The following is a 24,408-nucleotide window of genomic DNA, read 5'->3' as shown; positions in this document are numbered from 1 at the left end:
CGCCAAAGCGGGGTTTCATTGTCGATGGGAATCGATCGATTAGTTGGCGCGGGTGCCGACCACTTCGATTTCCACGCGACGGTTCTTGGCGCGGCCTTCCTTGGTGCGGTTGTCAGCCACGGGCTGCTTCTTGCCCTTGCCTTCGGTGTAGACGCGGTTGCGTTCGATGCCCTTCGAGACCAGGAAGGCCTTGACGGCTTCGGCGCGACGCACCGACAGACGCTGGTTGTAGGCGTCCGTACCGATCGAGTCGGTGTGGCCGACAGCGATGATGACTTCCAGATTCACGCCACGGATCTTCTCGACCAGGTCGGTCAGCTTGGCGCGGCCTTCGGGCTTCAGCACCGACTTGTCGAAGTCGAAGAAGGCGTCAGCTGCGAAAGTGACCTTCGAAGCGGCGACTTGAGCGGGAGGCCGGGGGGCCGGGGCGCCGGGGGTCGGAGCCACGGCAGCGGGAGCCGCAGGAACCAGAGCACCGTCGCAACCAGCGGCAGCCGTAGCAGGCGTCCAGTTGGCATCGCGCCAGCACAGTTCATTCGTGCCGTTCTTCCAAACCAGTTCGCCGGTGCCGTTTTGCCAGTTGTCGATCGTAGGACCGCCGTCCGCAGCGGTGACACGGGTCTGCGCGCCGGCGGCAGTGGCGAGCGCAGCGACTGCAAACATCATCGCCACTTTATTCAGTTTCTTCATGGTTCTCCTCTTGGGGAAAAAGCCGCAGCCGCGCTGCGAATCAAGGACGCTTTAAGTGACCACCACCCAAAACGTTGAGGCGATTGTGCCATAGGGTCTTTGGCAAACAGGCCGCCGGACGGCCCGGAAGCGTAGGACGGAGGCGGAATAGGCGCCTTGTGTTGCGGCGGTGCGACACCCCTCACAGCGTAAAATTTCGCCTTCCTGCCGCCAGCCCCTTGCTCATGACCTCCTTCGCAAAAGAAACCCTGCCCATCAGTCTCGAAGAGGAAATGCGCAGCAGCTATCTCGATTACGCCATGAGCGTGATCGTGGGCCGAGCGCTCCCCGATGCCCGTGACGGCCTCAAGCCGGTGCACCGCCGCGTGCTCTACGCGATGCACGAACTCAACAACGACTGGAACCGTCCGTACAAGAAGTCGGCCCGTATCGTGGGCGACGTGATCGGTAAGTACCACCCGCACGGCGACCAGTCGGTCTACGACACCATCGTGCGCCTGGCCCAGGACTTCTCGATGCGCCACATGCTCGTCGACGGCCAGGGCAACTTCGGGTCCGTCGATGGAGACAACGCGGCCGCAATGCGGTATACGGAAATCCGGCTGGCCAAAATTGCGCACGAGATGCTGGCCGATATCGACAAGGAAACTGTCGACTTCCAGGACAATTACGACGGCTCCGAAAAGGAGCCCAAGGTGTTGCCGAGCCAGCTGCCGAATTTGCTGGTCAATGGCTCGGGCGGTATTGCGGTCGGCATGGCCACGAATATCCCGCCGCACAACCTGAACGAGGTGGTGGACGCCTGCCTACACCTGCTGCGCAATCCCCAGGCCAGCATCGACGAGCTGATGGAGATCGTACCCGCGCCCGACTTCCCCACCGCCGGCATCATCTACGGCATCAACGGGGTGAAGGACGGCTACCGCACCGGCCGCGGCAAGGTCGTGATGCGCGCCAAGTGCCACTTCGAGGACATCGACCGCGGCCAGCGCCAGGCGATCATCGTTGATGAGCTTCCCTACCAGGTCAACAAGAAGACGCTGCAGGAGCGCATGGCCGAGCTGGTGCACGAGAAGAAGATCGAAGGCATCAGCCACATCCAGGACGAGTCCGACAAGTCGGGCATGCGCCTGGTGATCGAGCTCAAGCGCGGCGAAGTGCCCGAGGTGGTGCTCAACAACCTGTACAAGCAGACCCAGCTGCAGGACACCTTCGGCATCAACATGGTGGCGCTGGTCGACGGCCAGCCGAAGCTGTGCAACCTGAAGGACCTCATCGAGGTCTTCCTGCAGCACCGCCGCGAAGTGGTCACCCGCCGCACGGTCTTCAATCTGCGCAAGGCTCGCGAGCGCGGCCACGTGCTCGAAGGTCTGGCGGTGGCACTGGCGAACATCGACGAGTTCATCCGCATCATCCGCGAATCGCCGACGCCCCCGGTCGCCAAGGCCGAGCTCATGACGCGCAGCTGGGACAGCAAGCTGGTGCGCGAGATGCTCACGCGTACCCGCGCCGACGGTGGCGTGGTCAACGCCGACGACTACCGCCCCGAAGGCCTCGAGCGCGAATTCGGCATGGGCAGCGATGGCCTTTACCGCCTGTCGGAAACCCAGGCCCAGGAAATCCTGCAGATGCGCCTGCAGCGCCTGACCGGCCTCGAGCAGGACAAGATCGTGGCCGAGTACAAGGAAGTCATGGCCGAGATCGACGACCTGCTKGACATCCTGGCCAAGCCCGAACGCGTCTCGACCATCATCAGCGAGGAACTCGGCACCCTGAAGCAGGAGTTCGGCCAGTCGAAGATCGGCGCACGCCGCAGCCTGGTAGAACACAGCGCCTACGACCTCTCGACCGAAGACCTGATCACGCCGACCGACATGGTGGTCACGCTCTCGCACAGCGGCTACATCAAGAGCCAGCCGCTGGGCGAATACCGTGCGCAAAAACGTGGCGGCCGTGGCAAGCAGGCGACCACCACCAAGGACGACGACTGGATCGACCAGCTCTTCATCGCCAACACGCACGACTACATCCTGTGCTTCTCCAACCGCGGCCGGCTCTACTGGCTCAAGGTGTGGGAAGTGCCGGCGGGTTCGCGCGGCTCGCGCGGGCGTCCCATCGTCAACATGTTCCCGCTGCAGGAAGGCGAGAAGATCAACGTCGCTCTCGCCCTCACCGGCGAGAAGCGCAACTTCCCGGCCGACCAGTACGTGTTCATGGCGACCTCGATGGGCACGGTCAAGAAGACCGCGCTCGACGAGTTCAGCAACCCGCGCAAGGGCGGCATCATCGCCGTCAACCTCGACGAGGGCGACTACCTGATCGGCGCCGCGCTCACCGACGGCAAGCACGATGTGATGCTCTTCAGCGACGGCGGCAAGGCCGTGCGCTTCGACGAGGAAGATGTGCGCCCGCTGGGCCGCAATGCGCGCGGCGTGCGCGGCATGTCGCTCGAAGCCGGACAGGGCGTGATTGCGATGCTGGTGGCCGAGGATGAGCAGCAGAGCGTACTCACCGCCACGGAAAATGGTTACGGAAAGCGAACAAGCATTACCGAATACACCCGCCATGGCCGGGGAACCAAGGGCATGATCGCGATTCAACAGAGTGAGCGCAACGGCAAGGTCGTTGCCGCCACTCTCGTGCATGCGGATGATGAGATCATGCTCATCACCGACAAGGGCGTGCTGGTGCGCACCCGGGTTGCCGAAATTCGTGAACTAGGTCGCGCGACGCAGGGCGTTACGCTGATCGGGCTCGACGAAGGCGCCAAACTCAGCGGGCTACAACGTATCGTCGAAAACGACGCGAACGGCGAAACCGAGCCGGACGCAGACGATACTTCCTCATCTTCAACGGAGAATCCTCAGTGAAAAAAATCAAACTCGCACTTCTGGCGGTCGCCCTGGCAAGCACCTCGATGGCCGCCCTGGCCCAGGACAAGGCCACGCTCATCAAGCAGTTCATCGACATCCAGCGCCCGGGCATCGAGTCGCTGGCTCGTGGTCTGGTCGAGCAGTCGAGTGCCCCGATCGCGCAGGCGGGTTCGCAATACCTGCAGACGCAGGTGCCCGAGGCCAAGCGCGAAGCCGCCGCCAAGGCCGCCGACGCCGAGCTGAAAAAATACTTCGACGAAACCTACCCCATCGTGCGCGACAAGGCCGTTCAGCTGGCACCCGGCGCCCTGACCCCGCTGATGGAGCAGAACTTCAGCGAAGAAGAGCTCAAGCAGTTGCTGGCCTGGATCAACTCGCCGCTGAGCAAGAAGTACCAGGAACTGAACCCCAAGATGCAGACCGCCCTCACCGAAAAGCTGGTGACCGAGACGCGTGCCACGGTCGAGCCCAAGATGCAGGCCCTCGACACTGCCGTCGCCAAGGCGCTCGGCGCCCCGACCGACGGCGGCGCAGCCCCCGCCAAGGCACCTGCCAAGGCTCCCGCCAAGAAGTAAGAGCAACGTGACCCAGCAGCAGACGCCAGCCGGCAAGCGCCCCTACAACTTCTCGGCCGGTCCGGCTGCCATGCCGGAGGCGGTGCTGCAGCGCGCCGCCGCCGAAATGCTCGACTGGCAGGGCAGCGGCATGAGCGTGATGGAGATGAGCCATCGCGGCAAGGAATTCGGTTCGATCTGTACGCAGGCCGAGGCCGACATCCGCACCCTGCTGGCCATTCCCTCGCACTTCCACATCCTGTTCATGCAGGGCGGCGGGCTCGGCGAGAACGCCATCGTCCCGCTGAACCTGTCGCGCGGCAAGACCGCCGACTTCGTCATCACCGGCAGCTGGAGCACCAAGTCGCACAAGGAGGCGCAGCGCTACTGCGCCGCGCGCGTGGCGGCCAGCAACGCCGACGACCAGCACACGAAGCTGCCCGATCCGTCGACCTGGCGGCTCTCCAAGGATGCCTCGTACGTGCACGTGTGCTCGAACGAGACCATCAACGGCATCGAGTTCCAGCAACTGCCCGACCTGGCCGCGCTCGGCAGCGATGCGCCGCTGGTCATCGACTTCTCCTCGCACGTCGCCTCGCGCAGCGTCGACTGGAGCCGCGTGGGCCTGGCCTTCGGCGGCGCCCAGAAGAACCTCGGCCCCGCCGGCCTGACCATCGTGGTCGTGCGCGACGACCTGCTGGGCCATGCGCTCGAGATCTGCCCGAGCGCCTTCAACTACAAGACCGTGGCCGACAACCACTCCATGTACAACACCCCGCCGACCTGGGGCATCTACATGGCGGGGCTCACGTTCCAGTGGCTGCTGCAGCAGACCGAGGGCGAGTACACCGGTGTCGCCGCCATGGAGCAGCGCAACATCGCCAAGGCGAAGCTGCTGTACGACTTCATCGACGGCTCCGACTTCTACGCCAACCGGATCGACCCAAGCTGCCGCTCGCGGATGAACGTGCCGTTCTTCCTGGCCGATGAAGGCCGCAACGAGGCCTTCCTGGCCGGCGCGCGCGAAGCCGGGCTGCTGCAGCTCAAGGGCCACAAGTCGGTCGGCGGCATGCGCGCGAGCATTTACAACGCCATGCCGCTGGCAGGGGTGCAGGCTCTCGTGGCCTACATGCGAGAATTCGAGCGATCGCATGCCTAGGCGCATGCCCAGCCGCTCGCACCGATGACCGCCTCCGCACCCACACCGCCCTCCTCCTTTCCCGACAATTCCGAAAGCCTGGCCGATCTGCGCGTGCAGATCGACTCGCTCGACCAGCGACTGCTGAGCCTGCTCAACGAGCGGGCCCACGTGGCCGAGCTGGTCGGCGAGGTCAAGAAGCGCGAAGGCACGCCATACTTCCGCCCCGATCGCGTGGCGCAGGTCATCGACAAGATGCAGAAGAGCAATGGCGGCCCGCTCAAGGACCTTCATGTGGCAGCCATCTGGCGCGAGATCATGTCGGCCTGCCTGGCGCTCGAATCGCCGCAGCGCGTGGCCGTGCTGGGCCCCGAGGGCACCTTCTGCGAACAGGCCGCCATCGAGTACTTCGGCGGTGCCGCCGACCTGATCTACTGCGCCAGCTTCGACGAGGTGTTCCACGCCACCGCCGCGGGCAGCGCCCAGTACGGCGTGGTCGGCGTCGAGAACTCCACCGAAGGCGTCGTCACTCGCTCGCTCGACCTGTTCCTGCACTCGCCCACGCACGTCGTCGGCGAAGTCAGCCTGCTGGTGCGCCACCACCTGCTGCGCAGCAACAACTCGCTCGATGGCATCGAGGCAGTGCTGGCCCATCCGCAGGCGCTGGCTCAGTGCCAGACCTGGCTGTCCAAGCACCTGCCCAACGCCGAGCGCCGCGCCGTGTCGAGCAACGCCGAGGGCGCGCGCCTCGCGGCCACCAACCCCAACTGGGCGGCGCTGGCCGGAGAACGCGCCGCCACCCGCTTCGGCCTGCACATCGTGGCCCACGCGATCCAGGACGACTCGTACAACCGCACCCGCTTCTCGGTGATCTGCCTGCCGCAGACGCTGGCCATGCCGCCGGCCTCCGGCCGCGACTGCACCAGCCTGATCGTCTCGGTACCCAACCGTCCCGGCGCGGTGCACGACCTGCTCGTGCCGCTGAAGGTCAACAACGTCTCGATGACGCGCTTCGAATCGCGCCCCGCGCGCACCGGCCAGTGGGAGTACTACTTCTACATCGACCTCGACGGCCACCCCTCGCAGCCCAACGTGGCCGCGGCGCTGGCCGAGCTGCGCGGGCTCTGCGCCTTCTACAAGGTGCTCGGCGCCTACCCCGTCAAGGCCTGAACGGCAGGCTGACACACAGAGACAGCATGTTCGAACAACTTGGACTGATCGGCTGCGGCCTGATGGGCGGCTCCTTCGCGCTCGCACTCAAGCGCGCGAAGCTGGTGAAACGCGTGGTGGGCTACAGCAAATCTCCCTCCACCACGGAACGGGCGCGCCAGCTCGGCGTGATCGATGTGGCGGCGCCCTCGGCGCTGCTGGCGGTGTCGGGCGCCGACATCGTGCTGCTGGCGGTGCCGGTGGCGGCTTCCGAAGCGACCTTCAAGGCCATCCGCCACGGCATTTCCAGCGAAACGCTGGTGATGGACGTAGGCTCGACCAAGGGCGACGTGATCGAGGCGGCGCGCAACGGCCTGCAGCGCCAGTTCGCGAGCTTCGTTCCCGCGCACCCTATCGCCGGCAAGGAGCTTTCGGGCATCGAGCATGCCGAGGCATCGCTCTTCACCGGCCGGCAGGTGGTGCTGACACCGGTGAAGACCACGCTGCGCTCCAACGTGCAGCGGGCCACGCAGGTCTGGAGCGGCATCGGCGCCAACGTCGTCACCATGACGCATGAGGAGCACGACGGCGCCTTCGCCGCCGTGAGCCACTTGCCGCACCTGCTGGCCTTCGCGTACATCAACGGCCTGGCCGCGCAGCCTCAGGGCGAGCGCTTCCTGAGCCTCGCGGGACCGGGCTTCCGCGATTTCTCTCGCATCGCCGCGAGCGATCCGGTCATGTGGCGCGACGTGCTGCTGGCCAACCGCGAGCACGTGCTCGAACAGTCGCGCGCCTTCCGCAAGGCCCTGGACAATTTCGAGACGATGATGACCGCAAGCGACCTGCAGGGCCTCGAACTTTCGATCGCCGCCGCCAGCAAGACGCGGGCAGCCTGGAAGCCGGCCACCGACACCTCGTCGCAGCAGCAGGACAACTGAGATGTTCTCGACGACTTTCCTCGACCTCCCGCCCCTCACGGGCGCGGCCGGCACGGTCCGGCTGCCGGGTTCCAAGAGCATTTCCAATCGGGTGCTGCTGCTGGCGGCGCTCGCCAGCGGCACCACCACCATCCACGACCTGCTGGATTCCGACGACACCCGCGTGATGCTCGACGCGCTGCGCGCCCTGGGCTGCGGCGTCGATCCGGCCGGCGGCACGCTGCGCATCACCGGCCTCGGCGGGCAGCTGAAGCCCAGCGAGGCGCTGCTGCCGCTGTTCCTTGGCAATGCAGGCACCGCGATGCGCCCGCTGACGGCCGCCCTGTCGCTGCTGGGCGGCGAGTTCGAACTCAGCGGAGTTCCTCGCATGCACGAGCGCCCCATCGGCGACCTCGTCGATGCGCTGACCCAGCTCGGCTGCCGCATCGACTACCTCGGCAACCCCGGCTACCCGCCGCTGCGCATCCACCCGGTGCCGCATGGCGATCTGGCGCTCGACGCCCCGATCCGCGTGCGCGGCGACGTGTCGAGCCAGTTCCTCACCGCCTTGCTGCTGGCGCTGCCGCTGGCTGCCGCCAACGACATCGTGATCGAGGTGGTCGGCGAGCTGATCTCCAAGCCGTACATCGAGATCACGCTGAACCTGCTGGCGCGCTTCGGCATCCAGGTTCACCGCGACGGCTGGGAGCGCTTCACCATCCCCGCCGGCAGCCGCTACAGCTCGCCGGGCGACATCCACGTCGAGGCGGACGCCTCGTCCGCCAGCTACTTCATCGCGCTCGGCGCCATCGCAACCGGCGTTTCGGGCAAGGATGGCATCCGCATCGAGGGCGTGGGCGCCGATTCGATCCAGGGCGACATCCGCTTCATCGACGCCGCCCGCCAGATGGGCGCGCTGGTCGACAGCGGGCCGAACTGGCTCGAGATCCGCCGGGGCGCCTGGCCGCTCAAGGCCATCGACCTCGACGCCAACCACATTCCGGACGCCGCGATGACGCTGGCCGTGATGGCGCTCTATGCCGACGGCCCCACCACGCTGCGCAACATCGCGAGCTGGCGCGTGAAGGAAACCGACCGCATCGACGCCATGGCCAACGAACTGCGCAAGCTCGGCGCCACGGTCGAGGCCGGGCCCGATTTCATCCGGGTGCACCCGCTGGCGCAGGCCGGCTGGCGCCCCGCGAGCATCCGCACCTACGACGACCATCGCGTGGCGATGTGCTTCTCGCTGGCGGCGTTCAATCCGGCGGGCGTGCCGGTGCGCATCCTCGATCCGCACTGCGTCGCCAAGACCTTCCCCGACTACTTCGAGACACTCTTCTGCGTGGCCGAGGCCGCCGAAGTGCCCGTGATCTGCATCGACGGCCCGACCGCCTCCGGCAAGGGTACTCTGGCCGCCGAGGTGGCGCGCCTGCTGGGCTACCACTACCTCGATTCGGGCTCGCTCTACCGGGTGACAGGCCTCGCGGTGCGCCGCGCCGGCCTGAACGCCGACACGCAACACGAGGCCGAAGTTGCGGCCCTGGCCGCCGCCCTGCCCCTGCAGTTCACCGAAGGCAAGGTCCTGCTGGACGGGGAAGACGTAAGCGACGAGATCCGCACCGAAGCCGCCGGCATGGACGCCTCCCGCGTTTCCGCGCTGCCGGCCGTGCGCGAGGCACTGCTGGCGCTGCAGCAGCGGTTTCGCCGGCTCCCAGGCCTGGTGGCCGACGGCCGCGACATGGGCACCGTGATCTTCCCCGATGCGGCGCTCAAGGTCTTCCTCACGGCCAGTGCCGCCCAGCGGGCCGAACGGCGCCATAAGCAGTTGATTTCAAAGGGAATTTCGACTACACTCGACAGTCTTCGCTCCGACTTGGAGGCCCGTGACGCCAGGGATTCGTCCCGCAGCGTCGCCCCCCTGAAGCCGGCGCAGGACGCCCGCCACCTCGACAACTCGCAGTTGTCCATCGAGCAATCGATCGACACGGTGTTGGACTGGTGGCAGCAGATTCAGCCGTTCAAGCCCGCTTGAGCGGCTTGAAGTGACAGCCTTTCAGGTCCGCTTGAAAAGCTGGCGCCCAACGGCATATCCGTAGGCGCATACCGCTCCAGCAGGCTCCTTCCGCGCGACAGCGCACCGGCCTGCTGGTTGTTCAACCAACCGGGCTCATGCCCACAAAACCGCCGTCTACAGACCCACAGCAGCCGCACGCAATTTCGCAAGAGCGCCTGCCAACCCTGCCTGACGGAAGGAAACATACATGTCTGAATCTTTTGCCGATCTGTTCGAAGAGTCCCTGAAGCGTTCCGAAATGCGCACGGGCGAGGTCATCACCGCCGAAGTCGTGCGCGTGGAACACAACCACGTCGTCGTCAACGCCGGCCTGAAGTCCGAAGCGTACGTGCCGATCGAAGAGTTCAAGAACGACAAGGGCGAACTCGAAGTTCAGGCCGGCGATTTCGTTTCCGTTGCCATCGGCAGCGTTGAAAACGGCTACGGCGACACCATCCTCTCGCGCGACACCGCCAAGCGTCTGGCTTCGTGGCTCGCCCTGGAGAAGGCCCTGGAATCGGGCGACTTCGTCACCGGCACCACCAGCGGCAAGGTCAAGGGCGGCCTCACGGTCCTGGTCAACGGCATCCGCGCATTCCTGCCGGGCTCGCTGATCGACACGCGTCCGATCAAGGACCTGACCCCCTACGAGAACAAGACCCTCGAATTCAAGGTCATCAAGCTGGACCGCAAGCGCAACAACGTCGTGCTGTCGCGCCGCGCCGTGGTCGAAGCCAGCATGGGCGAAGAACGCGCCAAGCTGATGGAAACGCTGAAGGAAGGCGCAGTGGTGCGCGGCGTGGTCAAGAACATCACCGAATACGGTGCGTTCGTGGACCTCGGCGGCATCGACGGCCTGCTGCACATCACCGACATGGCATGGCGCCGTGTCCGCCACCCGAGCGAAGTCGTTCAGGCCGGCCAGGAAATCACCGCCAAGATCCTCAAGTTCGACACCGAAAAGAACCGCGTGTCGCTGGGTCTCAAGCAAATGGGTGACGACCCGTGGATGGGCGTTTCGCGCCGCTACCCGCAAGGCACCCGCCTGTTCGGCAAGGTCACGAACATCGCCGACTACGGCGCGTTCGTCGAACTCGAACCCGGCATCGAAGGCCTGGTGCACGTCTCCGAAATGGACTGGACCAACAAGAACATCGCTCCGAACAAGATCGTCTCGCTGGGCGATGAAGTCGAAGTCATGGTCCTGGAAATCGACGAAGACAAGCGCCGCATCAGCCTGGGCATGAAGCAGTGCAAGGCCAACCCGTGGCAAGAGTTCGCTCAGAACACGAAGCGTGGCGACCGCGTCAAGGGCCCGATCAAGTCGATCACCGACTTCGGCGTGTTCGTGGGTCTGGCTGCCGGCATCGACGGCCTGGTTCACCTGTCCGACCTCTCGTGGAACGAAGCCGGCGAAACCGCCGTTCGCAACTACAAGAAGGGCCAGGAAGTCGAAGCGATCGTGCTGGCTGTCGACGTCGACCGCGAGCGCATCTCGCTGGGCATCAAGCAGCTCGACAGCGACCCGTTCACCACCTTCACCACGGTGAACGACAAGGGCCAGATCGTGACCGGCAAGGTCAAGACCGTGGACGCCCGCGGCGCTGAAATCGACCTCGGCGAAGACATCGTCGGCTACCTGCGTGCTTCGGAAATCTCGCGCGACCGCGTCGAAGATGCCCGCAACGTGCTGAAGGAAGGCGACGAAGTCACGGCCATCGTCGTGAACGTGGATCGCAAGACCCGCAACATCCAGCTGTCGATCAAGCAGAAGGACATGGTCGACGAGCAAGGCGCCATGGCCAGCCTGAGCCAGCAGTCGGCACGCGAGAACGCGGGCACGACCAGCCTGGGCGCCCTGCTGCGCGCCAAGCTGGACAACAACGACAGCAAGTAAGCTGAGCCGGAAGACAGAGCAGGCCCCGGGGCCGCTCTGTCTTTTTTTTCGCCCACGTTTTTCGTTTATGTTTGGCCTATGACACGCTCGGACCTCGTCGAAGAACTCGCAGCCCGCTTTGCACAGCTCACGCACCGCGATGCCGAATACGCCGTCAAGACCATCCTCGACGCCATGAGCGACGCACTGGTACGCGGCCACCGCATCGAGATCCGCGGCTTCGGCAGCTTCTCGGTCAACCGGCGCCCGCCGCGCATCGGCCGCAACCCGCGCTCGGGCGAGAGCGTGCAGATCCCCGAGAAGCGGGTGCCGCACTTCAAGCCCGGCAAGGCGCTGCGCGAAGCGGTCGACGCAAAGACGGCCGAGCTCGACGCGGGCAAGGAAACCAAGGGCCGCAAGGCCTGATGCGCGGACGACCGGAATGCCCGCAAACGTAGAATGCTCCCGGCAACGGGAACGGCTATGAAATACCTCCTGTGGCTGCTCAAGGCAGCCATTTTTTTTACGCTCTTCGCCTTCGCGCTGAACAACCAGCACGACGCGACCGTTTACTTCTTCTTCGGCACCTACTGGCGAGCGCCGCTGGTGCTGGTCGTGCTCGCGGCCTTTGCGGGCGGACTCGTGGTGGGCGCGCTGGGCATGCTGCCGGGCTGGTGGAAGCACCGCGCCGCCGCGGCTCAACTGCCCACCGCTCCTTCCGAAACACCGCCTACCGCGGCACCCGCGGCCGCAGCTGCCACCGCGCCGGTGCCATCCATTTCCGCCACCGATCTCCCCGCCGTACGTCAACATGGACTTTGATCCCAGCTGGCTGCTGATCAGCCTGCCCATCGCCTTCGTGCTGGGCTGGCTCGCATCGCGCTTCGACATCCGCCAGCTCAAGCTCGAGAACAGGCAAGCCCCCAAGGCCTATTTCCGCGGGCTCAACTTCCTTCTCAACGAGCAGCAGGACCAGGCCATCGACGCCTTCATCGAGGCCGTCCAGAACGACCCCGACACACAGGAACTGCACTTCGCGCTCGGCAATCTGTTCCGCCGCCGCGGCGAGTACCAGCGCGCGGTGCGCGTGCACGAGCACCTGCTGGGCCGCGGCGACCTCAGCCGCAGCGACCGCGAACGCGCACAGCACGCGCTCGCGCAGGACTTCCTCCGCGCCGGCCTGCTCGACCGGGCCGAGGCCGCTCTGCAGAAGCTCGAGGGCACGCGCTACGAGAACGAGGCGCGGCTCGCGCTGCTGGCCATCTACGAACGTTCGCGCGAATGGGCCCAGGCGGCCGACGTGGCGCAGAAGCTCGACGAGTCCGACCAGGCCAGCTACAGCACGCGCCGCGCGCATCACCTCTGCGAGCAGGCCACCGAGCGCGTGGCGGCGGGCGACTTGCCCGGCGCTGCCAAGCTGCTGGAACAGGCCGTCGAACTCGCGCCGCAGGCCCCGCGCCCGGCCATCGACACCGCCAACCTGCAACTGCGCAAGGGTGAGGCGAACGCAGCCTTCGACACACTCGTGGCCCTGAGCGACACCGCACCGCTGGCGCTGCCGCTCTATGCCGCCACCTTGCAGCAGGCCGCGGTGGCCGCGCACCGCGAAGCCGACGCGCTCGAACTGCTGCAGCGCCGCTATGTCGAATCGCCCTCCATCGACGTGCTCGAAGCGCTGATGGCACTGGGGGGCAAGCCGAGCGCCACGGCCGAGGAGCCGAACCCGACGCCGCGCGACGGCTACATCGCGCACCTCGCCCAGCAGCCCTCGCTGGTCGCGGCCTCCCGCTGGCTCGCGGGCGAACACTTCGAGCACGAGCAGTTCCATCCGCAGGTGCAACGAGCGCTCGACCAGGCCACGCGGCCGCTCATGCGCTACCGCTGCGCGGCTTGCGGCTTCGAGGCGCACCAGTACTTCTGGCACTGCCCCGGCTGCCAGGCATGGGACAGCTATCCGCCGCGCCGCGTCGAAGAACTCTGATCACGTTCCTGAACAATGGTCACATGAAGGCCTGCCGGGCCCTCGTGGGTCAACGCCCTCTTCCGGTACTTCGTTGAGCGCGGGCCGACGATTCCGTCGGCTGTCATTCATCAACGAATAGAGGGAGTAAAAAATATGTTCAAGAAGATCCTGGCCACCACCGCCATGCTGTTCGCGATCGCCGCGTCCGCGGCCGTCGACGTCAACAAGGGTACGGAAGCCGATCTCGACGGCATCAAGGGCGTCGGCCCGTCGATGTCCAAGCGCATCCTCGACGCGCGCAAGCAGGGCGAGTTCAAGGACTGGCCCGATTTCATGCAGCGCGTGAAGGGCGTCAAGGAGAAGAAGGCGGCCAAGCTCTCGGCTGAAGGCCTGACGGTCAACGGCAAGAGCTTCGGCGACGCGGCACCTGCCGCATCGAAGGGAGCGAAGGCCAAGCCCTGATTCCACTCGGATAGAAATATGCAAGGCCGCCTTCGGGCGGCTTTTTCATTCGCGCCATGGCAGGCGGATGGAAGGCGGAACGTATGCGAATGGCAGGGAAAGGCCTCAGCAAGTGGCCCGGAATTTGCACGTAAGCTCATTTGCGTCCTCAATTCCAAACGTTCTGGAGAGCTCATGAATCACAAGTTCGGCATTGCCCTCGCTGGCCTGACCCTCGGCGCCGCAGCCTTCGCGCAAACCAAGTGGGACCTGCCCACCGCCTACCCCGCGAGCAACTTTCACACGGAGAACATCACCCAGTTCGCGAGTGATGTGGAAAAGGGCAGCGCAGGCAAGCTCAAGATCACGGTGCATGCCAACGCCTCGCTGTTCAAGGCCCCAGAGATCAAGCGCGCGGTGCAGGGCGGCCAGGCGCAGCTCGGCGAGATCCTTCTCGTGAACTACCAGAACGAATGGCAGATATTCGGCGCGGACGGCATTCCATTCCTGGCCGACAGCTACGACGCCGCGTGGAAGCTCTACCAGGCGCAGAAGCCGGCGCTGGAAAAGAAGCTGGGCGAACAGGGCATCGTGCTGCTCTACACCGTGGCATGGCCGCCGCAGGGCATCTTCGTGAAGAAGGAGATCGCATCGGCCGCCGACCTCAAGGGTGTGAAGTGGCGCGCATACAGCCCCGCCACCGCGCGCATCGGCGAGCTCGTCGGCGCCCAGCCGGTCACCGTGCAGCAGGCGGAGCTGTCGCAGGCCATGGCCACCGGCGTGATCGAGTCGTACATGTCCTCGGGCTCCACCGGCTACGACACCAAGACCTACGAGTACATCAAGAACTTCTACGACACCCAGGCCTGGCTGCCGAAGAACGCGGTGCTCATGAACAAGAAGGCCTTCGACGCCCTCGACAAGCCCACGCAGGACGCGGTGCTCAAGGCCGCGGCCGACGCCGAGAAGCGCGGCTGGGAACTGTCGAAGAAGAAGAACCTGGAATACCTCGAGCTGCTCAAGAAGAACGGCATGACGGTGCACGTTCCCTCCGCGCAGCTCAAGGCCGACATGAAGAAGGTCGGCGACACCATGATCAAGGAGTGGACCGAAAAGGCCGGCGCCGAAGGCCAGGCCGTGCTGGACGCCTACAAGAAGATGTGATGCGGACTTGAACCGAACGCACCCGATGCGCAAGACGCTCGATCTTCTCTACATGAGCGCCGCCGCGCTGGCGGCGCTTTTCATGATCGGCCTGCTGGTGATGGTGCTGCTGTCCATCCTCGGCCGGCAGCTTCATTTCAACATTCCCGGCATCGACGCCTACGCCGGCTACCTGATGGCCGGCGCGGGCTTCATGGCGCTCGCGCACACGCTCAAGCGCGGCGAGCACATCCGCGTGACACTGGTGCTGCAGAACCTGCCGCCCGCCGCCCAGCGCTGGCTCGAGCGCTGGGCGATGGGCGCGGCGGCGCTGCTCGCGCTGCTGTTCGCCTGGTACAGCATGCGGCTGGCCTGGCAGTCCTACGGCTACCACGACATCTCCACCAGCAACGACGCCACCCCACTGTGGATTCCGCAGTTGTCGATGGCGCTCGGCGCCATCGTCTTCGCGGTCGCCTCGCTGGACGAGTTCGTGATCGAGTGGCGCGGCCGCCCCGCCAAGGCTGCCGAGACGGAGGCGCTTCGCCATGAGTGACATCGCCATCGCGGGCGTGCTGATCGCCGTGCTGTTCCTCATCCTCGGCAGCGGCGTCTGGATCGGCCTCACGCTCTCGGGCGTGGCTTGGATCGCCATGCAGATCTTCTCGTCTCGCCCCGCCGGCGACGCCATGGCCGTGACCATCTGGGGATCGGCCTCGAGCTGGACGCTCACCGCGCTGCCGCTTTTCGTGTGGATGGGCGAGATCCTGTTCCGCACGCGGCTCTCTCAGGACATGTTCAAGGGCCTCGCGCCCTGGATGCAGAGCCTGCCGGGCCGGCTGCTGCACACCAACGTGGTGGGCTGCGCGGTGTTCGCGGCGGTGTCGGGGTCGAGCGCGGCCACCTGCGCCACCATCGGCAAGATGAGCCTGCCCGAGCTCAAGCGGCGCGGATATCCCGACGACATCGTCATCGGCACGCTGGCGGGCGCGGGCACGCTGGGGCTGCTGATCCCGCCCTCGATCATCATGATCGTCTACGGCGTGAGCGCGGACGTATCGATCGCGCGGCTGTTCATCGCGGGCGTCATTCCCGGCATCCTGCTGGCGCTGCTGTTCTCGGGCTACATCGTGTTCTGGGCGCTGCGCAATCCCGATCGGGTGCCGCCGGCCGACGCGAAGCTGCCCTTCGCCGAGAAGCTCAGGGCGTCGATGTCGCTGATCCCGGTGGCGCTGCTGATCCTGTCGGTGCTCGGCTCCATCTACGCGGGCATCGCCACGGCCACCGAGGCCGCCGCCGTGGGCGTGGTGGGGGCGATGGTCATCTCGGGCGCGCAGGGCTCGCTGACCTGGAACAGCTTCAAGGAAGCGCTGCTGGGCGCAACGCGCCTGTACTGCATGATGGCGCTGATCCTCGCTGGCGCGGCCTTCCTCACGCTGGCCATGGGCTACATCGGCCTGCCGCGCCACCTGGCGGAATGGATCGGCTCGCTGGGCCTGTCGAAGTTCCAGCTGATCCTGATGCTGGCGGTGTTCTACATCGTGCTCGGCTGCTTCCTCGACGGCATCTCGATGGTGGTGCTGACCATGGGTGTGATCATGCCGACGGTGAATGCGGCGGGCATCGACCCGGTCTGGTTCGGCATCTTCGTCGTGGTGGTGGTCGAGATGGCGCAGATCACGCCGCCGGTGGGCTTCAACCTGTTCGTGCTGCAGGGCATGACGGGCAAGGACCTGCTCTACATCGCGCGCGTCACGCTGCCGATGTTCTTCCTCATGGTGACGGCGGTGCTCATCATCTACTTCGTGCCGCAGCTGGTGACGTGGCTGCCGCAGCAGATGGCGCCCTGACAATCGGGGGCATGCTCCTTCCAATCTTCGCGATCTGCATCGGCGCCTCGATCGGCGCCCTGTCCCGCTGGGGCCTCGCCCTCTGGTTCGGCGCCGGCGGCCTCATGCCCTGGGGCACGCTGGCGGCCAACCTGATCGGCGGCTATCTCATCGGCCTTGCCATCGCCACCTTCCAGCTGCTGCCCAACCTCGATCCTGTCTGGCGGCTCGCGCTGGTGACCGGCTTTCTCGGCGGCCTCACCACCTTCTCGAGCTTCTCGGCCGAAGTCACGACGATGCTGCTCGAGGGCAGGCTGGGCGTGGCCATGGTGACGGCCGCGGCCCATCTGGGCGGATCGCTTTTCCTCACCTGGCTGGGCGTCCGCACGGTGCAGGCGTTTTCATCCTGAGTCCGGTGAAAGCTGCGCTAAATCCGCCTTATGTCTTGCGGTTATAGATAAGGCTTTCCATAAGGCCCGCCGATAGAATCGACCCCAATGCCCCTGGTCTTTCTCGTCGCCCTCCCCTTCATCGCCAGCGTGCTGGCCGCGTTGATGCCGTCCAACGCACGCAACAGGGAGTCGACGCTGGCGGGGCTGGTCGCGCTGGGCTGCGCCATCCAGGCCGCATGGTTCTTCCCGCAGATCGCCAACGGCGGCGTGCTGCGGCAGCAGATCGAATGGCTGCCCGCCCTCGGCCTGAACCTCGTGTTCCGCATGGACGGCTTCGCATGGCTGTTCTGCATGCTGGTGCTGGGCATCGGCGCACTGGTGGTGCTCTATGCGCGCTACTACATGTCGGCCTCCGACCCGGTGCCGCGCTTCTTCGCGTTCTTCCTCGCGTTCATGGGCGCGATGATGGGCGTGGTGCTCTCGGGCAACCTGATCCAGATGGTGCTGTTCTGGGAGCTCACCAGCCTGTTCTCCTTCCTGCTGATCGGCTACTGGCACCACCGCCGCGACGCGCGGCGCGGCGCGCGCATGGCGCTCACCGTCACCGGCGCGGGCGGGCTGTGCCTGCTGGCCGGCGTGCTGGTGCTGGGCCGCATCACCGGCAGCTACGAACTCGACGTGGTGCTGGCCTCTGGCGACCTCGTCCGCGCGCACGCGCTTTACCCCGTCGCGCTCACGCTGGTATTGCTCGGCGCCTTCACCAAGAGCGCGCAGTTCCCCTTCCACTTCTGGCTGCCGCGCGCCATGGCCGCGCCCACGCCGGTGTCGGCCTACCTGCACTCGGCCACCATGGTGAAGCTGGGCGTGTTCCTGATGGCGCGGCTGTGGCCGGTGCTCTCGGGCACCGAGCAGTGGTTCTGGATGGTCGGCGGCGCCGGCGCCATCACGCTGCTGCTCGGCGGCTTCATCGCGATGTTCCAGCGCGACCTGAAGGCGCTGCTGGCCTACTCCACCATCTCGCACCTCGGGCTCATCACGCTGCTGCTGGGGCTGAACAGCCCACTCGCGGCCGTGGCGGCGGTCTTCCACGTGATGAACCACGCCACCTTCAAGGCGTCGCTCTTCATGGCGGCGGGCATCATCGACCACGAGACCGGCACGCGGGACATCCGCAAGCTCAGCGGCCTGATGCGGCTCATGCCCATCACCGGCACGCTGGCCATCATCGCCAGCGCCTCGATGGCCGGCGTGCCGCTGCTCAACGGCTTTCTCTCGAAGGAGATGTTCTTCGCGGAGACGGTGTTCATCCAGGCCACGCCGTGGGTAGACGTCAGCCTGCCGCTGATCGCCACCGTGGCGGGCATCTTCAGCGTGGCGTACTCCGCGCGCTTCGTGTTCGACGTGTTCTTCGGCCCGCCCTGCGGCGACGAGGTGCCCAAGCATCCGCACGAGCCGCCGCACTGGATGCGGGTGCCGGTCGAGCTGCTGGTGCTGCTGTGCCTGGTGGTGGGCGTGGCGCCGGCCTGGTCGGTCGGCCCGATGCTCGCGGCCGCGGCCACGCCGGTGGTTGGCGGCACGCTGCCTGAGTACAGCCTGGCCGTGTGGCACGGCTTCAACCTGCCGCTGCTGATGAGCTTCGTGGCGCTGGCGGGCGGCGCCGCGCTGTACCTGCTGCACCGCCGACAGCGCGCGAGCGGCGGGCTCGAACACACGCCGCTGCTGCACCGCTTCGATGGCCAGCTCATCTTCGAACACATCATGGCGCTGCTGAGCGAGGCCGGCCGGCGCAGCCGCCGCCTCTTCGGCACGAAGCGCATGCAGTGGCAGTTGCTGCTGCTGGTGGTGGTGGCCGTCGCCGGCGCGACCGCCTCGCTCTGGCTCACACCCGCCGCGCCCGGCACACGCGAGCGGCTGCCCTTCTCGCCGATGTTCGCCATGACATGGCTCATCGGCGGCACCTGCGCGGTGGCCGCCGCTTGGCAGGCCAAGTTCCACCGGCTGGCGGCGCTGATGCTGGCCGCGGCCGCGGGGCTGGTCTCGTGCGTCACCTACATCTGGTTCTCGGCGCCCGACCTCGCGCTGACGCAGCTGGTGGTCGAGGCCGTCACCACGGTTCTGATCCTGCTGGGGCTGCGCTGGCTGCCGATGCGCAGCAAGGACGTGGTGCAGCCCGCGCGCGCACGGCTCAAGCCGTGGGGCCGGCGCGGGCGCGACCTGCTGATCGCAGCCATCGCCGGCAGCGGCATGGCCGCGCTGGCCTGGGCCATGATGACGCGTACCTTCCCGCAGAGCATCTCGCCCTTCTTCCTCGAACGCGCGCTCACCGAGGGCGGCGGCACCAATGTGGTCAACGTGATGCTGGTCGACTTCCGCGGCTTCGACACCTTCGGCGAGATCACGGTGCTGGGCATCGTGGCGCTCACGGTGTACGCACTGCTGCGGCGCTTCCGCCCGGCCATCGAGTCGATGGCGCTGCCGATCCAGCAGCGGCTGCAGGCCGACGACGGCAGCAGCGACCTGCTGAACCCGCGCCGCGCCAAGGACACCGCCGTCGGCTACCTGATGGTGCCGGCCGTGCTGGTGCGCCTGCTGCTGCCGGTCTCGGTGCTGGTGTCGGTCTATTTCTTCATGCGCGGCCACAACGCGCCGGGCGGCGGCTTCGTCGCGGGGTTGGTGATGTCGGTCGCGCTGGTGCTGCAGTTCATCGTCTCTGGCACCGAATGGGTGGAGGAGCACCTGCGCATCTACCCGCGCCGCTGGATCGCCATCGGCCTGCTGCTGGCGCTTGCCACCGGCGTCGGCGCGGTGTTCCTCGGCTATCCCTTCCTCACCACGCACACCGCGCACCTGCACCTGCCGCTCCTGGGCGAGGTGCACGTGCCCAGCGCCCTCTTCTTCGACACCGGCGTGTTCGCGCTGGTGCTCGGCGCCACCATGCTGATCCTGACCGCGCTGGCCCACCAGTCGATACGAAGCCACCGCTGGGCCGACGAGCAAAAAGAAAAAGAGGCGGAGGCGACCGCCGCCGCCACCTCCGAGGGAGGAGCTGGCTGATGGAAATCGTGCTCGCACTTGCCATCGGCGTGCTCACCGGCTCGGGTGTCTACATGCTGCTGCGCCCCCGCACCTTCCAGGTCATCATGGGTCTGACGCTGATCTCGTACGCAGTCAATCTCTTCATCTTCAGCATGGGCCGGCTCAAGGTCGACAGCGAGCCGGTGCTCATCAAGGGCCTGACCGCCACACTGGCCAACACGGCCGACCCGATGCCGCAGGCGCTGGTGCTCACCGCGATCGTGATCGGCTTCGCGATGACGGCGCTCTTCCTCGTCGTGATGCTCGCCTCGCGCGGCCTCACCGGCACCGACCATGTGGACGGTGAAGAACGGCAGGAGGCAGAGTGAAGGACGTCTTTCATCTGCTCGACCAGCTGCTCGAGTTCAGCATGCCGCACCTGGTGGCGGTACCGGTCCTCGTGCCCATGCTCACTGCCGCGCTCATGCTGCTGCTGGGCGAGAACCGCCGGCGCGCCAAGTCGGCCCTGAGCGTGGTCTCGGGCCTGGTCGGCCTGCTGGCCGCGCTGGCGCTGCTGCGCTGGGTGAACGCGCCCGACACCGGCGGCGGCCCCGGCTCCATCGGCGTGTACCTGCCGGGCAACTGGCGCGCGCCATTCGGCATCGTGCTGGTGGCCGACCGGCTCTCGACCATGATGGTGGCGCTCACCGGCGTGATCGCCTTCGCCGCGTCGATCTACTCCACCTCGCGCTGGGACCGCGCGGGCGTGCACTTCCACCCGCTGCTGCAGCTGCAGCTCATGGGCCTGAACGGCGCCTTCCTCACGGGCGACCTGTTCAACCTGTTCGTGTTCTTCGAAGTGATGCTCGCGGCCTCCTACGGCCTGCTGCTGCACGGTTCGGGCCGGCTGCGCGTGCAGGCGGGTCTGCACTACATCGCGATCAACCTCGCGGCCTCTTCGCTGTTCCTTATCGGCGCGGCCATCCTCTACGGCGTGACCGGCACGCTCAACATGGCCGACCTGGGGCTGCGCATCGCAGAGCTCTCGCCGGGCGACCGCGGGCTGGTGCATGCGGCCACCGCCATCCTCTTCACCGCCTTCTTCGCCAAGGCAGGCGCCTGGCCGCTCAACTTCTGGCTGGTGCCGGCCTACAGCGCGGCCGTCTCGCCGGTGGGCGCGGTGTTCGCATTGCTCACCAAGCTGGGCGTCTACACCGTGCTGCGGCTGTGGACGGTGCTGTTCGCACCCGACACCGGCGCATCGGCCGCCTTCGGCCAGCCGGTGCTGGTGGGCGCGGGCATTGCCACGCTCTTCGTGGCGGCCTTGGGCATCCTCGGCACGCAGCGGCTTTCCAACCTCGCGGGCTTCAGCGTGCTGATGTCGGCCGGCACGCTGCTCGCCGCCGTCGGCCTGGGGCAGCCGGCCGTGTGGGCCGGCGCGCTCTTCTACCTGCTGAGCTCCACGCTGGCGGTGAGCGCCTTCTTCCTGCTGACCGACATGATCGAGCGCTGGCGCAATGCCGGCATGAGCGTGGCGCCGCACGAGGCCGCGGGCACGGCGCCCTTCCTGGCCGAAGACCTGAGCGCGCTGAGCGACGTGAACCTCGACGACGACGCGCAGGCGCTCTACGGCCGGGCCATTCCGGCGGGCGTCGCCTTCCTCGGCTTGAGCTTCATGATCTGCACACTGCTGCTGACCGGCCTGCCACCGCTGTCGGGCTTCGTCGGCAAGTTCGCGATGCTCTCGGGGCTGATGAACGGCAGCGGTGCCATCGGCACTGCCGGCTGGACCTTCCTGGTGCTGCTGATCGCCTCGGGCTTCATCGCGCTGATCGCGCTGAGCCGCACCGGCATCCGCCATTTCTGGACCCAGCCGCACGGCAACCTGCCCTCGCTGCCGGCGCTGGAGGTCCTGCCGGTGGCCGGGCTCATCGCGACCTGCATCGCGCTGACGGTCTGGGCCGAGCCGGTGATGCGCCACGCGATGGCCACCGCCGAGGGCCTGCGTACGCCCACGGCCTATCGCGCGGCGGTGATGGAGGCGCGGCAGGTGCCGAACCCGGTGGCCGCCGCCAAGGCCGAAGAAAAGGCAGGCTCGCAATGAGGCGCCTGATCCCGTCTCCGCCGCTGTCGCTCGCGCTGTTCGTCATCTGGCTGCTGCTCAACCAGTCGCTGGAGGCGAGCACGCTGCTGTCGGGCGTGCTGCTCGCCATCGCGGTGCCGCTGCTGACCAAGGGCCTGCGCCCCGCCACGGTACGCATGCGCCGGCCCGGCGTGGCGCTGCGGCTGTGCGGCGTCGTGCTCTACGACATGTCGGTGTCGGTGTTCGCGGTGTCGCGCGCGCTGCTCACGCGCCGCAGCGAGAAGATCCAGGCAAGCTTCCTGCGCATACCGCTGGACATGCGCGACCCCAACGGCCTCGCGGTGCTCGCGATGATCATGTGCCTCACGCCCGGCACCGCCTGGGGCGAGGTGGCCTTCGACCGCAGCACCCTGCTGATCCACGTGTTCGACCTCGAGGACGAGGCGGCCTTCATCGCGCAGATCAAGAGCCGCTACGAACGTCCGCTGATGGAGATCTTCGAATCATGACGCCCATCCTTTTCTGGTCGCTCAAGTTCGCGCTGTTCCTGCTGGCGGTGGCGATGCTGTGCGCCGTCGCGCGCCTGCTGATCGGCCCATCCGCCCAGGACCGCGTGATGGCGCTGGACTGCCTCTACATCAACGGCATGCTGATGATGCTGGTGCTGGGCATCGTCTATGCGAGCGACGTGTACTTCGGTGCCGCGATGCTGATCGCGCTGTTCGGCTTCGTGAGCTCGACGGCGATGGCCAAGTTCCTGCTGCGCGGGGAGGTGATCGAATGAGCGCCGCGCCGGGCCGCCCCAGGCAAGCTCGCACCGCAGTGCGAAGCACGGAGGTATTCCGATGAACGATTTCATCGCGGGTCCGCTGCCGCTGTGGGCCGAGATCGTCACCGCCGTCTTCGCGGTGCTGGGCGCCGCCTTCGCGGCCATCGGCTCCTTCGGCCTCGTGCGCCTGCCCACCTTCTTCCGCCGCATCCACGCGCCCACGCTGGGCGCCACCGGCGGCGTGTGGTCGATGACGGTCGCCACCATCGTGTATTTCTCGGCGCAGGGCCACAGCCTCTTCATGCACGCGGTGCTGATCGTGCTGTTCGTGGCGCTCACCACGCCGGTCACCACCATCTTCCTGATGCGCGCCGCGCTGTTCCGCGAGCGGCAGAAGAACGGCGACGTGCCGCCGCCGGCGCCTTCGGACCAGGGACCGATCCCGCCCTACGAGGGCTGATCGACGAAGGAAGGCCGCGCCGCCGGCTCAGGCGGCCAGCAGCCGCTCCTTGGCCTGCGCCACTTCCATCTCGCGCGGCAGCGTCACCGCGTTCTTCACCGCGAGGATCTCCGCCATCACGCTCACCGCGATCTCCGGCGGCGTCTTGCTGCCGATGTAGATGCCGATGGGCCCGCGCAGCCGCGCGAGCGACTCCTCGGTCTGGTCGAAGTGCTCGATCATGCGCTCGCGCCGCGCGTCGGCATTTCGGCGCGAACCGATGGCGCCGACGTAGAAGGCGTCGCTTCGCAGCGCCTCCAGCAGCGCAAGGTCGTCGAGCTTGGGGTCGTGCGTGAGCGCGACCACGCAGCTGCGGCGGTCGGCCCTGAAGGCGGTCACCGCGTCGTCGGGCATCTCGGTCGTGATGTGCACGCCGGGCAGCGACCATGCGGTGCGGTACTCGGCGCGCGGGTCGCACAAGGTCACGGCGAAACCGCTGAACTTGGCCATGGTGGCGAGGTATTCGGCGAGCTGGCCGGCGCCGATCAGCAGCATGCGGTATTCGGGGCCGAAGGTGTTCGTCAGCTCGGTGTCGTTCACCGTGAGCTCGTCGGGCGCCGTCGCCTCGGCGATGCGCACCGCGCCGGTGGCCAGCGTCACCGTGCGCTGCATCAGCTTGCCCTGCTCCAGCTGCGCCACCAGCAGTTCGAGCGATCCGGCGTCGGGCGCGTATTCGAGCAGCAGTTCCAGCGTGCCGCCGCAGGGCAGTCCGAAGCGGTGCGCCTCGTCGGCGGTAATGCCGTATTTCACGAGTGCGGGCGGCGCGCCCAGCGGCACGTCTTCCGCCTTGCCGTGGGCATGGCTGTAGCGCGCGATCAGGTCGTCTTCGATACAGCCGCCCGAGACCGAGCCGACCACCGCGCCGTCTTCGGCCAGGGCCATGATCGAGCCCACGGGCCGGGGCGACGAGCCCCAGGTGCGCACCACCGTCGCCAGCAGCGCGCGCTTGCCGGCACGCCGCCAGTCGCGCAGCGTGCGCAGCACCATGACGTCGAGGTTTTCCATGACGGTGCGGTCCGGG

General features: G+C 66.8%; 23 protein-coding genes. 21 read left to right on the top strand and 2 right to left on the bottom strand.

The features are described from left to right. Positions 1–39: 39 nt before the first annotated feature. Complete coding sequence (ompA, locus tag QMO14_RS05615; RefSeq protein ID WP_301505311.1) at positions 40–690, bottom strand: outer membrane protein OmpA; 651 nt, start codon at positions 688–690, stop codon at positions 40–42. A 224-nt stretch (positions 691–914) separates the two neighbouring features. On the opposite strand from ompA, the gene gyrA reads away from it, so the two are divergent. From gyrA to mnhG, 21 genes are all read left to right on the top strand, one after another. Next, positions 915–3,560 carry a DNA gyrase subunit A gene (gene gyrA, locus QMO14_RS05610; RefSeq protein WP_301505309.1) on the top strand — a complete coding sequence of 882 codons (2,646 nt, stop codon included), beginning with the start codon at positions 915–917 and terminating at the stop codon, positions 3,558–3,560. Further along, positions 3,557–4,138: a DUF2059 domain-containing protein gene (locus QMO14_RS05605; protein WP_301505307.1), complete on the top strand. Its 582-nt coding sequence runs from the start codon at positions 3,557–3,559 to the stop codon at positions 4,136–4,138. The genes gyrA and QMO14_RS05605 overlap by 4 nt, the downstream gene beginning before the upstream one ends. A 70-nt stretch (positions 4,139–4,208) precedes the next feature. Then, positions 4,209–5,276, top strand: coding sequence for a 3-phosphoserine/phosphohydroxythreonine transaminase (gene serC / locus QMO14_RS05600; protein WP_301505391.1), 1,068 nt, complete (start codon positions 4,209–4,211; stop codon positions 5,274–5,276). Between the two features lie 24 nt (positions 5,277–5,300). Continuing rightward, positions 5,301–6,425, top strand: a complete 1,125-nt coding sequence (gene pheA / locus QMO14_RS05595) for a prephenate dehydratase (protein WP_301505304.1) — start codon at positions 5,301–5,303, stop codon at positions 6,423–6,425. 26 nt (positions 6,426–6,451) lie between these two features. Next, positions 6,452–7,342 (top strand): prephenate dehydrogenase/arogenate dehydrogenase family protein, encoded by an 891-nt coding sequence (locus QMO14_RS05590; RefSeq protein WP_301505303.1) that lies wholly within the window; start codon positions 6,452–6,454, stop codon positions 7,340–7,342. A gap of 1 nt (position 7,343) precedes the next feature. Further along, on the top strand, positions 7,344–9,356 hold the full coding sequence (locus QMO14_RS05585) for a bifunctional 3-phosphoshikimate 1-carboxyvinyltransferase/cytidylate kinase (protein WP_301505301.1): 2,013 nt from the start codon (positions 7,344–7,346) through the stop codon (positions 9,354–9,356). A 229-nt stretch (positions 9,357–9,585) separates the two neighbouring features. Continuing rightward, on the top strand, positions 9,586–11,274 hold the full coding sequence (gene rpsA, locus QMO14_RS05580; protein WP_019654767.1) for a 30S ribosomal protein S1: 1,689 nt from the start codon (positions 9,586–9,588) through the stop codon (positions 11,272–11,274). Positions 11,275–11,352: 78 nt separating this feature from the next. Beyond that, positions 11,353–11,679, top strand: a complete 327-nt coding sequence (locus QMO14_RS05575) for an integration host factor subunit beta (protein ID WP_301505297.1) — start codon at positions 11,353–11,355, stop codon at positions 11,677–11,679. A 57-nt stretch (positions 11,680–11,736) separates the two neighbouring features. Then, entirely contained in the window at positions 11,737–12,075 is a 339-nt protein-coding gene (locus tag QMO14_RS05570; protein ID WP_301505295.1) for a lipopolysaccharide assembly LapA domain-containing protein, read from the top strand. Beyond that, positions 12,065–13,234 (top strand): lipopolysaccharide assembly protein LapB, encoded by a 1,170-nt coding sequence (gene lapB / locus QMO14_RS05565; RefSeq protein ID WP_301505293.1) that lies wholly within the window; start codon positions 12,065–12,067, stop codon positions 13,232–13,234. The genes QMO14_RS05570 and lapB overlap by 11 nt, the downstream gene beginning before the upstream one ends. A 135-nt stretch (positions 13,235–13,369) precedes the next feature. Continuing rightward, positions 13,370–13,678, top strand: coding sequence for a helix-hairpin-helix domain-containing protein (locus QMO14_RS05560; RefSeq protein WP_301505291.1), 309 nt, complete (start codon positions 13,370–13,372; stop codon positions 13,676–13,678). Positions 13,679–13,852: 174 nt separating this feature from the next. After that, positions 13,853–14,821, top strand: a complete 969-nt coding sequence (locus QMO14_RS05555) for a TRAP transporter substrate-binding protein (RefSeq protein WP_301505289.1) — start codon at positions 13,853–13,855, stop codon at positions 14,819–14,821. A 25-nt stretch (positions 14,822–14,846) separates the two neighbouring features. Next, positions 14,847–15,356 carry a TRAP transporter small permease gene (locus QMO14_RS05550; protein ID WP_301505389.1) on the top strand — a complete coding sequence of 170 codons (510 nt, stop codon included), beginning with the start codon at positions 14,847–14,849 and terminating at the stop codon, positions 15,354–15,356. Beyond that, on the top strand, positions 15,349–16,650 hold the full coding sequence (locus QMO14_RS05545; protein ID WP_301505287.1) for a TRAP transporter large permease: 1,302 nt from the start codon (positions 15,349–15,351) through the stop codon (positions 16,648–16,650). The genes QMO14_RS05550 and QMO14_RS05545 overlap by 8 nt, the downstream gene beginning before the upstream one ends. Positions 16,651–16,661: 11 nt before the next feature. After that, positions 16,662–17,039: a fluoride efflux transporter CrcB gene (gene crcB / locus QMO14_RS05540; protein ID WP_301505285.1), complete on the top strand. Its 378-nt coding sequence runs from the start codon at positions 16,662–16,664 to the stop codon at positions 17,037–17,039. Positions 17,040–17,126: 87 nt separating this feature from the next. Continuing rightward, complete coding sequence (locus QMO14_RS05535; RefSeq protein WP_301505283.1) at positions 17,127–20,075, top strand: monovalent cation/H+ antiporter subunit A; 2,949 nt, start codon at positions 17,127–17,129, stop codon at positions 20,073–20,075. Beyond that, a complete protein-coding gene (locus tag QMO14_RS05530) occupies positions 20,075–20,425 on the top strand; it encodes a Na+/H+ antiporter subunit C (RefSeq protein ID WP_093236787.1) in 351 nt (116 codons plus the stop codon). Before QMO14_RS05535 ends, QMO14_RS05530 begins: the two co-directional genes overlap by 1 nt. A gap of 41 nt (positions 20,426–20,466) precedes the next feature. After that, a complete protein-coding gene (locus QMO14_RS05525) occupies positions 20,467–22,140 on the top strand; it encodes a monovalent cation/H+ antiporter subunit D (RefSeq protein ID WP_301505388.1) in 1,674 nt (557 codons plus the stop codon). After that, complete coding sequence (locus tag QMO14_RS05520; protein WP_301505279.1) at positions 22,137–22,628, top strand: Na+/H+ antiporter subunit E; 492 nt, start codon at positions 22,137–22,139, stop codon at positions 22,626–22,628. The genes QMO14_RS05525 and QMO14_RS05520 overlap by 4 nt, the downstream gene beginning before the upstream one ends. Beyond that, positions 22,625–22,903 carry a K+/H+ antiporter subunit F gene (locus QMO14_RS05515; RefSeq protein WP_126022905.1) on the top strand — a complete coding sequence of 93 codons (279 nt, stop codon included), beginning with the start codon at positions 22,625–22,627 and terminating at the stop codon, positions 22,901–22,903. Before QMO14_RS05520 ends, QMO14_RS05515 begins: the two co-directional genes overlap by 4 nt. A gap of 61 nt (positions 22,904–22,964) precedes the next feature. Beyond that, entirely contained in the window at positions 22,965–23,348 is a 384-nt protein-coding gene (gene mnhG, locus QMO14_RS05510; RefSeq protein ID WP_301505276.1) for a monovalent cation/H(+) antiporter subunit G, read from the top strand. A gap of 27 nt (positions 23,349–23,375) precedes the next feature. Here mnhG and QMO14_RS05505 read toward each other — a convergent pair whose 3' ends face one another. Then, entirely contained in the window at positions 23,376–24,392 is a 1,017-nt protein-coding gene (locus tag QMO14_RS05505) for an XdhC family protein (RefSeq protein ID WP_301505274.1), read from the bottom strand. Positions 24,393–24,408: the final 16 nt, after the last annotated feature.

The organism is Variovorax sp. CAN15, from assembly GCF_030462475.1.
Lineage (GTDB): Bacteria > Pseudomonadota > Gammaproteobacteria > Burkholderiales > Burkholderiaceae_C > Variovorax.
This window is presented reverse-complemented; position numbering and strand designations above follow the sequence as displayed.

Bases quoted from the DNA above. Each gene is read 5' to 3' on its own strand.
- ompA (WP_301505311.1), bottom strand. From the start codon at position 690: ATGAAGAAACTGAATAAAGTGGCGATGATGTTTGCAGTCGCTGCGCTC.
- serC (WP_301505391.1), top strand. From the start codon at position 4,209: ATGCCGGAGGCGGTGCTGCAGCGCGCCGCCGCCGAAATGCTCGACTGG.
- pheA (WP_301505304.1), top strand. From the start codon at position 5,301: ATGACCGCCTCCGCACCCACACCGCCCTCCTCCTTTCCCGACAATTCC.
- QMO14_RS05590 (WP_301505303.1), top strand. From the start codon at position 6,452: ATGTTCGAACAACTTGGACTGATCGGCTGCGGCCTGATGGGCGGCTCC.
- QMO14_RS05585 (WP_301505301.1), top strand. From the start codon at position 7,344: ATGTTCTCGACGACTTTCCTCGACCTCCCGCCCCTCACGGGCGCGGCC.
- rpsA (WP_019654767.1), top strand. From the start codon at position 9,586: ATGTCTGAATCTTTTGCCGATCTGTTCGAAGAGTCCCTGAAGCGTTCC.
- QMO14_RS05575 (WP_301505297.1), top strand. From the start codon at position 11,353: ATGACACGCTCGGACCTCGTCGAAGAACTCGCAGCCCGCTTTGCACAG.
- QMO14_RS05570 (WP_301505295.1), top strand. From the start codon at position 11,737: ATGAAATACCTCCTGTGGCTGCTCAAGGCAGCCATTTTTTTTACGCTC.
- lapB (WP_301505293.1), top strand. From the start codon at position 12,065: ATGGACTTTGATCCCAGCTGGCTGCTGATCAGCCTGCCCATCGCCTTC.
- QMO14_RS05560 (WP_301505291.1), top strand. From the start codon at position 13,370: ATGTTCAAGAAGATCCTGGCCACCACCGCCATGCTGTTCGCGATCGCC.
- QMO14_RS05555 (WP_301505289.1), top strand. From the start codon at position 13,853: ATGAATCACAAGTTCGGCATTGCCCTCGCTGGCCTGACCCTCGGCGCC.
- QMO14_RS05550 (WP_301505389.1), top strand. From the start codon at position 14,847: ATGCGCAAGACGCTCGATCTTCTCTACATGAGCGCCGCCGCGCTGGCG.
- QMO14_RS05545 (WP_301505287.1), top strand. From the start codon at position 15,349: ATGAGTGACATCGCCATCGCGGGCGTGCTGATCGCCGTGCTGTTCCTC.
- crcB (WP_301505285.1), top strand. From the start codon at position 16,662: ATGCTCCTTCCAATCTTCGCGATCTGCATCGGCGCCTCGATCGGCGCC.
- QMO14_RS05535 (WP_301505283.1), top strand. From the start codon at position 17,127: ATGCCCCTGGTCTTTCTCGTCGCCCTCCCCTTCATCGCCAGCGTGCTG.
- QMO14_RS05530 (WP_093236787.1), top strand. From the start codon at position 20,075: ATGGAAATCGTGCTCGCACTTGCCATCGGCGTGCTCACCGGCTCGGGT.
- QMO14_RS05525 (WP_301505388.1), top strand. From the start codon at position 20,467: ATGCCGCACCTGGTGGCGGTACCGGTCCTCGTGCCCATGCTCACTGCC.
- QMO14_RS05520 (WP_301505279.1), top strand. From the start codon at position 22,137: ATGAGGCGCCTGATCCCGTCTCCGCCGCTGTCGCTCGCGCTGTTCGTC.
- QMO14_RS05515 (WP_126022905.1), top strand. From the start codon at position 22,625: ATGACGCCCATCCTTTTCTGGTCGCTCAAGTTCGCGCTGTTCCTGCTG.
- mnhG (WP_301505276.1), top strand. From the start codon at position 22,965: ATGAACGATTTCATCGCGGGTCCGCTGCCGCTGTGGGCCGAGATCGTC.
- QMO14_RS05505 (WP_301505274.1), bottom strand. From the start codon at position 24,392: ATGGAAAACCTCGACGTCATGGTGCTGCGCACGCTGCGCGACTGGCGG.